The organism is Novosphingobium naphthalenivorans NBRC 102051 (assembly GCF_001590985.1).
Lineage (GTDB): Bacteria > Pseudomonadota > Alphaproteobacteria > Sphingomonadales > Sphingomonadaceae > Novosphingobium > Novosphingobium naphthalenivorans.
The window spans coordinates 1-12,670 of the sequence record NZ_BCTX01000102.1; the positions used below are offsets into that span (position 1 = coordinate 1).

Genomic DNA, 12,670 nt, shown 5'->3' on the forward strand with positions numbered 1-12,670 from the left:
CGATCGGCCCTAGAGCGAGCTGCGCAATATCTGCATCACCCTCCCGTTCGACACGAACGGAACCCGTGCAGATTAAACGCACGCTGCTCTAAGGAGGCCCTGTCCCTCTCTGAGGTCAGGCGGGAACGGCATCCGTGGCGTTGCCCGCCTTCTTCCCGCCGCCCTTCTTGCCGCTTCCTTCCCGCTCTTCGACGAGGGCCTGCACCGCTTTTGAAGTGGCGACCGTGCCCAGTTCGGTGAGCGCGAAGAAATTCGCCTCGATATCGCCGAGGTCGTAGAGGTAATTGACCATAACGCCGAGCGACTGCTTCTGCCCGTTGGGAGAAAGGTCGGCATTGGCGTGGATCGCTTCCAGCCGCGCCCCGTTGCCGAGGTGGAAGCGCGCCACTGGATCCGCCGGTTGGTTGCCGCGACCCTTGGCGGTGACGAGATAGCGCGCGGCAAGCTGGCGCAGATCCCTGGCGCCGGGCACTTTGGTGTCGGCGCCGCCTTCCTTGGCCAGCCACTTGGCAAAGCCGGGAACCGGGGAGAGCGTCGCGAAGGTCTTGAGGTGCGGCAGCTCTTCCTTGAGCAGCCCGACCACGCGCTTGATCAGGTGGTTGCCGAAAGGGATGCCTTTCAGGCCGGTCTGGCAATTGCTGATCGAATAGAAGATCGCGCAGCTCGCTTCGCGCGGATCGATCGTCTCGCGCTCTTGTGCAATGATCTGGTGGATCGCGCCCGGCAATTGCGGCGTCAGTGCCACTTCCACGAAGATCAGCGGATCGTCGCGCATCTGCGGGTGGAAGAAGCCGTAGCAGCGCCGGTCGGCGGGTTCGACGCGGCGGCGCAAATCGTCCCAGCCGTGAATCTCGTGCACTGCTTCATAGCGAATGATGCGCTCCAGCAGGGCGGCCGGAGAATCCCAGCCGATCCGCCGCAGTTCGAGGAAGCCGGCATTGAACCATGCGGTGAAGGCGCTTTCCAGCTCCCGGTCGAACGCGGCGAGACCGGCGGAAGCGGAAGCCTTGGGCACGGCCAGCAGATCCTCGCGCATACCGATCAGGCGCTGCGTGCCCTGCGGTGCGAGGTTGAGCTGGTTGATCAGCCTGGCGCCGGGCGATTCGGTCGCAGCATGGAGCGCGAGCGCGGCGGCTTCGTCACGCTTTTCGTTCCACCTTGCGATGGCCTTGTCGATCGCCTCGGCGTCGGCCGGATGCAGGTCGTGGACTTTGCCGAGAAAGTCCTGCCGGGCGGCCAGATCGGAGGCTTCGTAGAGATCGAAGAAAGCGGAGGCGAGCGCCGGGCCCGAGGCACGCCCGCGCAGCGAGAGCAGGGCGTCGGCAAGATCGAGAAGGCTTTCGCCGCTGTCTTGCCGCGGCGCCACGCCGATCCCGCGCAGCAGCGCGCCGAGGCCCGAGCTCATCAGGAGGTCCAGCGGATTGCGGCGCCGCGAAGGCGTGGAACGGTCTGCCGGAGGACGTGTCCGTGAAGCGTTCATACTTGCCTTGCCTCCTCATCTGCCGGCCCTTGCGATGCTATCATTGCCGCACGCGCGAGAAAACAGGGTGATCCGGGCAAGATAGGCCCCCGAGAGCGCTTTTGCGCCATCGAGGCGGCAGTGCGTGCCAAAAAGTGAGCAGGGCGAAATCGCGGCTTGTTCAAGAGAGCCGTTGACGAGTGCATAGGAGTCGTGGCAATCGGCGCGCCCTGACGCGGCTACGCTGTCACGGTCTTTCGGCCGGAACGAGCGGGTATAGCTTAGTGGTAAAGCTCCAGCCTTCCAAGCTGGCTATGCGGGTTCGATTCCCGCTACCCGCTCCAGCCGCCCTTCCAAAAGCACCCCTGTAATGGTATAAAAACCGCAGAAAACGGCGACTTTTCGGTCCTCGTTTGTCCGGATTTGACCACCCGTTTCCGCCCGCATCCACGCAATTTTGGGGGTACTTTGGGGTCTCGTCGTCCGGGCCGATAGGAAAGACCCCCACCGTGGGGGTCCCCGAGCGGGATAGGCGCGGAAATATGCCACTTACCGACATCGAGATTCGAAACGCGAAGCCCCGGGAGAAGCCATACAAACTTGGGGACTCTCTGGGCCTGTTCCTTTTGGTGAAGCCGTCCGGCGGGAAGCTGTGGCGGGTCAAATACAGAATCCACGGCAGGGAGAAGGCCCTCGCCATCGGCGTCTACCCCACCGTTGGCTTGGCGGAGGCGCGCCGTCGAAGAGACGATGCGCGGCAGAAGGTTTCCGATGGACTGGATCCTTCCATTGAAAAGCGACGCGACAAGATGCGCGCTCAGATGCAGGCCGCGACGACATTTACGGCGGTCGCGGCCGAATTTTGCGAGAAGCGCAAGCGTGACGGTACCAAGGGTTGGGCGCCCGCGACCGCCACGCGAAGCGAATACCTCCTATCGTTGCTCAGAGGGTCTATCGGGCACATGCCAATCGCGGACATTCAACCGATCGACATTCTGGCTGCGGTTCGCCGGATTGAGAGCAAGGGGCAGTTGGAAAGCGCGCGTCGCACTCTCCAGCTCGCAGGGGCTGTCTTTCGATACGCCGTTGCCACGGCGCGAATCCCTTCGGATCCAACACGCGATCTTCGCGGTGCCCTGACGACCCCAACGGTCACCCATTACGGCGCAATCATCGAGCCTAAGCGCGTGGGTGAATTGCTCCGCGCGATCGAAGGATACGACGGGCAACCCTTGACCAAGTTGGCAATGCAACTGGCGCCGCACGTTTTCGTTCGTCCTGGCGAGCTTCGTCACGCGGAATGGTCCGAGTTCGACTTCGAGGACGAGCTGTGGACGATCCCTGCCGCCAAAACGAAGATGCGAAAGGATCACCTTGTGCCGTTGTCACGTCAGGCCATTGCCATCTTGAAGGAGGCCCACGCATTGACGGGACCGAAAGGCTACGTCTTTCCCTCGATCAGATCGTGGGCGCGGCCCATGAGTGACAACACCATCAATGCCGGGCTCCGGCGTCTCGGCTATTCCAGCGATGAAATGACGGCTCATGGATTTCGAGCCATGGCGTCCACATTGCTCAATGAAAGCGGCAAGTGGCATCCCGACGCGATCGAGCGGGCGCTGGCGCACGGCGATAGCGACAGGATCAGAGCGGCGTATCACCGGGGCGCGCATTGGAAGGAACGTGTCGCGATGGCCCAGTGGTGGAGTGACTATCTCGGTGAGCTAAGCGAAGCTTGAGGCACCGCGCGCTTTTCGTGGTGTACACAGGAATTCACGCCATATCGAGTTAACGCTTGCGCTTTGCTCCTGCTGTTTTCGGCATGCGCCGACCGGCGCGTGGTGCCTCACGGCAATCGATGATGAACTGGCCCAGCTTGCTCTCGTTCGTCAATTCGCATTCCCAGATGGTCTTAACCGTCCAGCCCGCTTCACGCAGGGCGGATTCATTGCGGATATCCCGCTGACGGTTCGCGTCCAGTTTGGGCAGCCAGAAATCCAAGCGCGTCTTTGGCAGGCGAGCCAGTTTGCAAGCTGGATCGGGATGGCGGTGCCAGAAGCACCCATGAACAAAGACAGCGAGGCGCCGCGAGGGGAGAACGATGTCGGGTTTACCTGGCAGCTCCCTTACTTGGAGCCGAAACCGCATTCCCGCCGCATGAAGCGCTCGTCTGACAACAAGCTCGGGCTTCGTGTCGCGTCCGCGAACGCGTGCCATTTGCTTGCTGCGCGCCGGATCAACTCTCTCCATCGTCCTCTTCGATCACTGGCGGGACCGCGGCAGCGTCCACCAGCGGTCCTTCCTGTCGAAAGGCCGCCAAGACTTCCTCCAGAAGGCTCGCGTGGTCCGTTTTCGGGGGTATCCTCAACAGAATGCCATCAATGCGAGATTTGATCTCGCCGATCGTCAGCGAATCCTCGAGCAGCTCGTGCAACGCCCAACCTCGCCCGGGGTGGACGACATCCCAAGGCGAGCGCTTGTTCTTGCGTGTGGTGGCTGCGTCGCCATGCTTGCTCATTCCCCAGCAAGCCTTGGTCTCCGAATTCCAGAGCGGCAGGAACATGTTGATGAGATGTTTTTCGGCCACCAGCTGCGCATTTGTCGCGCAGACCAGCCTGCGGCACGTGAAATCCTCAAGGGCAATGGGGAACAGCCCGGATGGGAGAGTATTGGCGCTGGCGTAGTCCTGTGCTCGCTCGATGGTACCGGCGTGCTCGATAAGACGGCCGGACAACTTGGCGCCTTGCTCGCGCGGATTGCTTGCGTCTCCGGACATGGGATCGGCTTTCCCCACGTAAATGGGCGTCTCCGTGCCCGAGATCTCGCGGTAGAAGGGATGATCGCCCTCGTAGTAGATCGCGTAGATACCCGAGCCATAAGTGGGCTTGATCGAGGAAAGCGGAACCCTGGATTGCGCCAGCAGGGCGAGTGCGACCATGCGGCCGACCGTCTTGGGATCGGATGGATCGAAGGTGGTTTCAGGCATCGCGATGGGATCGGTGGCTGCCCTCGCAATTTCTGTGGCCGCAACGTGCTCGGCCAACCCCGCGCGAATCCGGCGGATCACCGTTGGGGACGCATTTTCTCCCGCGCGAACAAGTTCATCCAACGCTGCCTGAAGCGCTTCGATCGCGATCTTGTCGGGTGACTTTTTGGCCATCCAACCGTCTTAATCACTCGCCTAGTTTAGACAACCATCCTGGCGGCGCGGGCCAACTCGGGTGCGGCAGGTTTCTGGTGAAACGTACTTGCAATCGCCCGTCATGGCCGTTCGACAGCGATTTTTCCGCACCTACGAGTGGACATTCAAATTATTGCTGCGGCTGGGGCAGCACCGTCCTGCGCTCGGGTACTATCATAGAGCAGCTTCCGCCTCATTGTGGTCTAGTAAGGCTGGGTTGTAGATTTTGGGATTGCAATTCGGTTTGCATCGGACCCAAAGTTCGTATGCTTCGTCGATGGGGATTGGGGGCGAAATTCTGGTGATATCGAAGACTGACCTGAGTACTTGGCGCAGGTTCACCGAAAAAGTGATGATCGATCGAGTTCGGTTTCGCCAATCCGATTGGCTTCCCCATTTCACGCGTCTTAAGCGCAATGCCTCGCAGATCGCAGCCGGTCTCGCGGACATTGGGAGTGATGAGGAACGGCTCGACCCCAGGCTCTTCCTAGTCTGGGCTTGGTGCGTGCTCATGAGTATGCCCGATTCGTGGCGCGAGGCCTACACTGCGCTCAGGGAAGTGGGCATAGAGGAGGAAATGGAGCGGCTGCGCGTCGATGGTCTAATCATGCGTGGCCTCGACACGGTGCCAGACAACCGGCTGCGCTGGCTAGCCGCATTGACACGGCTGATCGACGACGAACTTGCGTCCATGGACTACTGGCCCGAAGATCCTGCCAGATGGTCACCACAGCAGTGGCAGCCGGGTGACTACCCCTGCTTCGTGGTGCCGGTGAAGCGGTCCTATCGCCTTCAGAATGGCAAGGAGGCTGAATACCGGGCTACCCGATATCATGCACTTGTGCCAAGCCAGGTGGGTGAACTGGCGATTGATCTTATCCTGACTGATGACAGCACCGGAGATGGCGAATCCTGTGTCTGGACCTATGGCGCGGCAGTATTCGACGATGTCACGCTCACTTGGCGAGAGGTGGGTCAGGATGAATTCCTGCTCTCAGGGGCGCCTGGTCCTGATGCCTGTGATGCAATTGAGGAACAGATACGGATGGCCATCGCCGATGGCTGCGATGTCTTGACCTGGCCCGAACTGACCGTTCCGCCGGACAGGCTCGGGGAGATCAGGCAGGCCCTCGGCAGCAATCCGCTTGGTTCCCCGAAACGCATTCCCCTCGTTATCGCGGGTTCTTGGCACGTCGAGGACAAGGATGGCTTTGTGAACCGATCTGAGATTCTCCAGGCCGGTGGGCGTCCGCTGACACACTGTGACAAGCGCAGGCGCTTCGAGTTCATGGAGCGCAAGGAAGCGATTGTCCCGACCTGCAGGGTGCCCCTGATAGTGATGGATGACCGCCTGGTCGCTGTGGCAATTTGCCTCGATTTTTGTGATGATCGGGTACCTGACCTCTACGCCGATCTTGGCGTCGATCTCGTCATCGTTCCGTCGATGGGCATGGAAAATACGACACAGGCCCATGAACGGCATGCGGCAACGCTACAGTCGCGCCATGGAGGGGTGACATGCCTCGTGCAGCAGCATCCTTATTTGTCGCCCGAGGATCAGAAGTCCGGAAATCGCGGTTATTCCTTCGCTTCGCCGCCGAAGTCACCGTCCACGTCTGTCCAGAATGTGCGGTATCGCAAGCTGACGGCGAAAAGATGACGCTTGCGCCGCGGAAACAGCCGGGGCACAACCCTTGCTGTGAAGCATTTGTGAAGTACCTTTACCCATCTGCAACCCTTCCCATATAAGGCTCATCATGATGCAGACGAAAGAAGCCCCTCTTCAGGTGGATTCGAAGCCTTCACGCCGCCGCGCGCGGCGGTTGGTTGCGCCAGGTGGTCCCGTTATTGCGCGGGGCGCTAGGCGCGCGGAGCAGGAAGTCGCGGCAATGCGAGCGGTCGCCAATGCAATGTTGGCGGAGGGTCCTCAGCACGCCGAACTCATCAGTGGTCTGGTGCTCACTTTCGCAAAGCGTGCTGAGGAAAGCGAGCGTCGTACTGATCAGCTACGCGCGTGGCAGCATTTGCTTTCGGATCTGGCCCAGACGTTGGGTCAGCACGGCGCACCACAGGATGAGAACGTCAGGGCAGCTGCGAATTCTCTGCGCAAGACGATCCGGATGATCGATCGCAATCCCGACGAGCGGCTTGTGGTCCGGCCCGCTTCGCGCAGGATACTGGAAGCCCTTCGTGATTTGGGCGGTTCAGCCTCGTTCAAGGATACTAGGGCAAAATCACGCCATTCGGAAAACCATTTCTCCAATAGCCTCAGAGCCCTTCTTGCCAGCAAGTATGTGCTCGTTCGCAAGGACGAGAGTGATAGGAGGCACAAGGTGCTTTCGCTGACCGAGCACGGCAGAACCGCGCTGCTGGCAGCCAGAAAGCCTGCAGCCAGTTCTGGTGACAAGGCAGATCATCGGATCGTTGTTTATGAAGCTGGGCGCGTATTGGCTCGCGTGAGCGCGCCTGCTTATCCGGCCCTGAAAATCGAAAGGCTCGCTTCCCCCTGTTCTAGCGAGTTGATCGCATGAGGGAGGAGGGCGCGCCTGTCGAAATATCCGATGAGGATGAGAGCCGCCACGCGCTCAAGGTCGGAGGCGAGGTTGCCAGGCGGATTTCACGAATATTTTCGGGCTCTTTGCACCTGGCGGTCCTTCCCGGTCTGCAGGAGGTCGACGATGAGGATGTCGAAATTCTGGTGCCCATCTTGTCATGCGAGCTTGAGGGAAAATTGGGTGTTGAGGACCAAGAGGTAACGGTAGGCGCAACCCTGATGTTCGACAACGTCGCATTCCTTCTGATGCGTTTGATGTCAGACTTCGAGGAGGCCATGGAACAGTTGAAGCGCCTGTCTGGTGATCTGGCGCCTGCTCCCGAACGGCTTGACCTGACATCACAATGGATCGAGATGGCCGGCGATGCATCGCAGCGCATTCAGGCTCTGCTGGCAGAAATCTCAAGCGGTGCGCTCGAGCACGGTTCCAGAACCGAGGGTTGAATCCGCAAGGGAAGACGATCGCACGCCCCGTGTTCGCGTAAGTATTCTTATTAAGTTCTATTGCTGCGCGAGCGTTAGAGATGGCTTGTATGGATGACAACGCCCAATATTGCCGGCTCGCAGGCTAACTTAAGTTCCAAGGGTGTGCAATTTCAGAACATGCACGCCGCGCGTGAATGATGAGTTCTGTCGGATTGAGAAAGTGTTCGAATAGGCTGCTTTCAAATACATTTCACCTGAACGCAGCCGCACCCGAATTTGCACTCGGTGCCTAAGCGACGGCCAAGGGGCGATTTGCCGAGTTCCCAGTATTCGCGAGCGTCCTGGCGATCCATTCTCCAGCGGCCTGCCCCAATTGCGAGGGCACCGCGTTGCCGAGCTGGCGCATCGTCTCCGACCACGACCTGGGAAATTCATAGTCGTCGGGCAAACCGACAAGCCGGGCGGCCTCGCGGATCGTGAAATACCGGACCGAACCGTCATCGCGGACCATCATGTTTTCGCCGCCCGGAACACCGTGGTCGCCAGCCTTCAACGCCTTCGCGGGAAGGTCGAGAGGGCTTCCCGTATGTCCCTTGTAGACCCGCGCGCCGGGTTGAAGGACATGATTGCGAGCACCCGTGGGTTCGCCGAGGCCCATGAGGCTGTCACGCACGGTGACCCAGGGTAAACCGCTTGGTTCCTCGCCGCGATCACGCAGGGCGCGTACCCTGGCCCGATCCTTGACGAGTTCCGGTTCATGGCGCCGCTTGATCCCGTGCCGGTCCCAATATTCGCCCGTGACATACTGCTCCCAAAGCAGGCGGTCGCGCGAATGCGTTTCCCGCATATATTCGGGAAGCTCGCCCAGGTCCGCGCGCAGGCCGAAAATCAGCACCCGGAAGCGGATCTGCGGAGCGCCGAAGTCGGCGGCGTTCACGACGCGCCAAGCGACATGGTATTCCTCCGGCTTGCTTGAATTCAGCAAGCGGACGCGATGATCCTCGAAAGTTTCGGCCATGCGCAGGGTATCGCCGGGATGGCGCAGATGATTGGCGACCCATTCCAGATACGGCAGGAAGCGCGGCCCGGCGAGATTGCGCACGTTCTCGAACAGGAAGGCCGAGGGCCTGGCCTCGCGAATCGAGCGGATGGCCTCCGGCCACATGTCCCGGCTATCCTCGTGTCCGCGCTTCTTACCCCCAATGCCGAAGGGCTGGCAGGGAGGGCCGCCGGAAATGACATCGAGCGCGCGCGCGCGATTGTTCCAGTCGATGTCGCGAACGTCCGTCAGTTCCATCGGCCAGTGGGCGACATGTTCGACGCCGCGATCGCGATTGTGGTGGACGGTCGCGACGGCATCGGCGTCGTATTCCGCCATTAGTTCGTGATGGATGCCCGCACGGGAAAGGCCAAGCGCCAGACCGCCACAACCCGCGAACAACTCAGCTCCGCGCATGCGTGTTCTCCAGCTTGGAACCGATGATCGCGTGATCACCGATTTCATCGAGATATTTTTCCAGGGCGCGCCGAACCACCCAGGCCTCGGAGACGCCTTCGCGATCGGCCAGCCGTTCAAGCTGAGCCTTGCGCTCGCTCGTCAGCGTTGTCGTAACGCGTCTGGCGTTCATGCCGTCACGGCCCATCAGCAGGGTCTCCACTCAATTCCGCGGCAATTTGCCGCGGAATGACTCACCTTACCTTCCGCGAATCTGGGATGCAAGAGAAAGAACATAAAAAGAACGAAATCGCAGGGAATGCAACAGGACCGCAGGTCGGATGTCTCCAATTCGGAGCATTTCGGCGCGGCGTGCTTGAAGTGGATGGGTAGAAGTCGAGAGGATCAGGCGGCAAGCCATACCTGATTGAGAATCTGGGCCGCGAGAGCGGACTTATCCTGAGGCAGAAATCTGCCATAGTGCTTGGCGACCATGTCGGGCGTATCCTGGATCGCGTAGCTGGCCCGCTCGTAGGAGCCGGTTTGCTTGAGGATATGTGTCGCCAGGACATCCCGGATATTGTGAGGACCATGTGGCAGCAGACCCTTGATGGCGCCCTTGCGCGTGTAGGGATTGTAAATGCCATAGCGCTGGATCACGAGCCGCCAGGCTTCGTAGAATGTGTTCTGATCATATTCGGCGGTGCGACTGGTGACCTTGGTGGTCTTGACGAATAGCGTCGCGGGATCGGCGATGGCGCCGAGCAGGACCGGGCGGTGGCGGCGAATGTATTCGCCGATATGGCGATGCAGGTCGCCAAGATCGGGCAGGACGAGCCGGAACGGACGCCCGTCGAAGAACGAGGAGCCAGAGTTTTTGAAGGCGTTGGCTGGAATGACGACTTCCCAGCCGTGGTCACGTTCGCTCCATCGGATTTCTCCGCGCTTCAGTGCTTCGAGCTGTCGCTCCGAGCGAGGCAATTGATCTCGCGGGCAGACCAGGAGCTGGCGCAGGTTTTTCTGCCGCAGGCCGAGGTGAAGACCCAAGCGGATGAGTAGGAACGAACGGGCTGCTTCGGCGGCGGCACGCGGGTACCGGTCCGGATCGGGGGCAAGCCTCAGAATTTCATCGGCGATCTTGCGATACTCGCCCACGGGGCTGTCCGCCTCCAGTACGGACAGGATGGGCTCGAAAGGATCGCGGTGAACGCGCGCGACCCGCTCGATTTCCTTCGCGCGGGCCACCGCATGGCCATGCAACCGGTCACAGGCGGCGCCCCAGTCTTGTCGCGCCGTGTCGATGTCCACTTCGCCAATCAATCCCGCGATGGGCGCGAGCCGGTCGGCGAGTTGGGGCATCTGGCGCAGCCATCCGGTTCGCTTGCGCGTCAACGCCGAGGCCAGGCGCAACATATCCACTTCCCAGCGTGTGAAAAAGCCGCGCCGTGCCTCGCGCCATTGGACGTACCAATCCCAGACCTCGGGAAAAACAAGCTGTGCCAGCGTCAAATGCCGAGTGGGAACGCCAAGCCCCGCGACCGGACCAGATGGGGCGGCGAGCATGGCGCCGAACATGAGGCCAAGGTGCTCGGCCTTCTGAAGTATGGTTTCCTCGTTCCATACACCGTTTCTCTCAAAGCCGATGTCGGTCAGTGTGCTCGATTTGAAGCGGATGAGTTCAGCCATCTCGGCGGTCAGGCGTGCCGGAGCTTCCCGTGCCTCGGCTTCGATTTCCTTTCCGCCATCTACGCCGTCCTCGTCCGTTCGCCACACGCGGCCTTGGGGCTTGCGGCCGGTCAGCGAAGGAAACCGCAGGCCGTAGCGCAGTTTCGAGGCTTCGGCCTGGTAACGCCGAAATTCGGTGGAGCCGGATATGACGACGGTCCGTACCCATTCGAGGATTTCGGCTTGTTCCAGCCTCGGCCGTTTGCTGAAATCGTCGGGCAGGTGCCACGCCAATCGCCGTTGTTCAGCCGGGGAAATGCCATTGAGGATATGACCCGCTGGCGCACGTCCGGGATGCGGCAATTTCGATTTGAAGTAGCCGCTGCCCAAGCCGTAGCGCGTCTCGATACGCGCGAGAATGTCCAGGCTGGCGATGTTTCGGGGCAGGCGCTTTCCGATCATCCAGCCTTTGAGCGTGTCGGGATGGAACGTGTCGCCGGGCCGAACGATCGCGCGATGCAGAATCAGGCAGGATTCGCCAAAGCGTTTCATGTGCAGTCGCAAGGCTTCGCCGAAGCTTTCCGGTTCTTCCCATTCCAGGAACAGAGCGACGGGGTTCTCGCTGGGTTCCTTGAACTTTGCGCCGCGCTTGCCCTTGCGATGTTTGGTGACCGCCAGCGGCGAGGGGGAGTTGGGGCGAGGCATGGAATTCCTTCGGCGAGGTGGCGAAACCGGACAAACCAAAGGCGTCCGTTCGTGCGGACGCGCGCCTATCGACGAAGGACTCTCCTAAGTCACTATGATGGCATGAAAAGTTGGAGGGTTTTTTCATTTTTAGGGAATATTCCGGGCCAGCATCGAGCGTGGCTGACCCGCGCATAAGGCGCGACCGGGCTCTATCTCGCGTACGCTCAACCGAGCCACCGGCTACGCCGCTGTCTCGTCGGCAGAGCCGTGACGATCCCTGTCAGGTGGTGGGATGCGGACTGCATCCCTTCAGTTGTCGCCGCGCTGGTGGCGCGGCGGCGTAGCCTCGGCTCCAGGGAGGCGGGGGGCGTCGCTGCCCTGTAGCCCCACCCCGACGGGGTGCAACCCGTCCGCTACGCTCCCGGGTCCTTCTCTTCGTTTCGGCCTTTTGAGGTGCTCCCCGCCGGTCCCGGCGGGGCTTGCCGGTTCGCTCCTGCCGCCCCCCGCCACCCTGGCGCCGGTCAATGGCGGTTGAAGGAAGGAGCAAGGGACCATGTCCGATAGACACCGTCAGAGCCTCTATGGCGAGGTAACCGCAAGGATCATCGCGGAGCTGGAGGAAGGGTGCGTGCCGTGGGCGCAGCCTTGGGATGCGATGTTGTGCCCGTGCGCGATGCCGCAAAACGCGGGAACGGGGAGGAGCTATTCTGGGATCAATGTGCTGATCTTGTGGAGCGCGGCGGCGGAAATGGGGTTCGGGTCGCAGAAGTGGCTGACCTACCGGCAGGCGGTGAAGGCAGGCGGCTATGTCCGGCGCGGGGAGCGCGGAACGGTGGTGTGTTATGCCGATCGCTTCACCCCGAAGGACGAGGCCGAGAAGGCGCGCAGCGAGGATCGCGAGGCAAGGACGCTGGCTTTCCTCAAGCGCTTTACCGTCTTCAACGTGAACCAGTGCGAGGGCCTTCCCGAGGCGATGACGGCAGGTCCAGTCCTTTCCGATCCGGTGCTGGCCATCGAGGCGGCGGACGAGGTGATCAGGGGCAGCGGGGCGGACTTTCGTATCGGCCGCAGGGAAGCCTTCTATGCGCCGCTGCAGGACTTTGTGCAGGTCCCTCCGCAAGCGGCGTTCCATGCTCCCATCGACTGGTACCGCACGGCTTTCCATGAACTGGGGCACTGGACCGGGCATGGCAGGCGCTTGAAGCGGGACCAGTCGGGCCGGTTCGGATCTTCCGCTTATGGCAAGGAGGAACTTGTTGCCTT

At 61.1% G+C, this 12,670-nt stretch carries 11 protein-coding genes and 1 tRNA gene; 6 read left to right on the plus strand and 6 right to left on the minus strand.

Annotated features, from left to right (window positions below; translation table 11 throughout):
* Positions 1-115: 115 nt before the first annotated feature.
* Complete coding sequence (locus NN5_RS21905) at positions 116-1,480, minus strand: malonyl-CoA decarboxylase domain-containing protein (protein WP_067738264.1); 1,365 nt, start codon at positions 1,478-1,480, stop codon at positions 116-118.
* A 249-nt stretch (positions 1,481-1,729) separates the two neighbouring features.
* On the opposite strand from NN5_RS21905, the gene NN5_RS21910 reads away from it, so the two are divergent.
* Both NN5_RS21910 and NN5_RS21915 read left to right on the plus strand, forming a co-directional pair.
* A tRNA-Gly gene (locus NN5_RS21910) sits at positions 1,730-1,803 on the plus strand.
* A gap of 198 nt (positions 1,804-2,001) precedes the next feature.
* A complete protein-coding gene (locus NN5_RS21915) occupies positions 2,002-3,198 on the plus strand; it encodes a tyrosine-type recombinase/integrase (protein WP_067738267.1) in 1,197 nt (398 codons plus the stop codon).
* Between the two features lie 49 nt (positions 3,199-3,247).
* On the opposite strand, the gene NN5_RS21920 is transcribed toward NN5_RS21915, so the two are convergent.
* Both NN5_RS21920 and NN5_RS25420 read right to left on the minus strand, forming a co-directional pair.
* The gene (locus NN5_RS21920; protein ID WP_067738268.1) at positions 3,248-3,709 is read right to left on the minus strand and encodes a very short patch repair endonuclease; all 462 of its coding nucleotides are present in this window, start codon (positions 3,707-3,709) and stop codon (positions 3,248-3,250) included.
* Complete coding sequence (locus tag NN5_RS25420; protein ID WP_157081260.1) at positions 3,696-4,619, minus strand: Eco29kI family restriction endonuclease; 924 nt, start codon at positions 4,617-4,619, stop codon at positions 3,696-3,698. The genes NN5_RS21920 and NN5_RS25420 overlap by 14 nt, the downstream gene beginning before the upstream one ends.
* 322 nt (positions 4,620-4,941) lie before the next feature.
* On the opposite strand from NN5_RS25420, the gene NN5_RS21930 reads away from it, so the two are divergent.
* The 3 genes from NN5_RS21930 to NN5_RS21940 all read left to right on the plus strand — a co-directional run bounded on the left by NN5_RS21930 (position 4,942) and on the right by NN5_RS21940 (position 7,638).
* Positions 4,942-6,300, plus strand: coding sequence for a carbon-nitrogen hydrolase family protein (locus NN5_RS21930; RefSeq protein WP_157081261.1), 1,359 nt, complete (start codon positions 4,942-4,944; stop codon positions 6,298-6,300).
* Between the two features lie 97 nt (positions 6,301-6,397).
* Positions 6,398-7,171 (plus strand): MarR family winged helix-turn-helix transcriptional regulator, encoded by a 774-nt coding sequence (locus NN5_RS21935; RefSeq protein ID WP_217998736.1) that lies wholly within the window; start codon positions 6,398-6,400, stop codon positions 7,169-7,171.
* Positions 7,168-7,638, plus strand: coding sequence for a hypothetical protein (locus tag NN5_RS21940; RefSeq protein ID WP_067738277.1), 471 nt, complete (start codon positions 7,168-7,170; stop codon positions 7,636-7,638). The genes NN5_RS21935 and NN5_RS21940 overlap by 4 nt, the downstream gene beginning before the upstream one ends.
* Before the next feature lie 271 nt (positions 7,639-7,909).
* Here the strand turns inward: NN5_RS21940 and NN5_RS21945 are convergent, their stop codons facing one another.
* From NN5_RS21945 to NN5_RS21955, 3 genes are all read right to left on the minus strand, one after another.
* Entirely contained in the window at positions 7,910-9,076 is a 1,167-nt protein-coding gene (locus NN5_RS21945; protein ID WP_067738280.1) for a DNA cytosine methyltransferase, read from the minus strand.
* The gene (locus NN5_RS21950; protein WP_245656657.1) at positions 9,063-9,278 is read right to left on the minus strand and encodes a ribbon-helix-helix domain-containing protein; all 216 of its coding nucleotides are present in this window, start codon (positions 9,276-9,278) and stop codon (positions 9,063-9,065) included. The genes NN5_RS21945 and NN5_RS21950 overlap by 14 nt, the downstream gene beginning before the upstream one ends.
* Before the next feature lie 182 nt (positions 9,279-9,460).
* On the minus strand, positions 9,461-11,110 hold the full coding sequence (locus NN5_RS21955; RefSeq protein WP_245656658.1) for a hypothetical protein: 1,650 nt from the start codon (positions 11,108-11,110) through the stop codon (positions 9,461-9,463).
* A gap of 850 nt (positions 11,111-11,960) precedes the next feature.
* On the opposite strand from NN5_RS21955, the gene NN5_RS21960 reads away from it, so the two are divergent.
* On the plus strand, positions 11,961-12,670 hold a 710-nt coding region (locus NN5_RS21960; RefSeq protein ID WP_067738292.1), incomplete at its 3' end, for an ArdC family protein.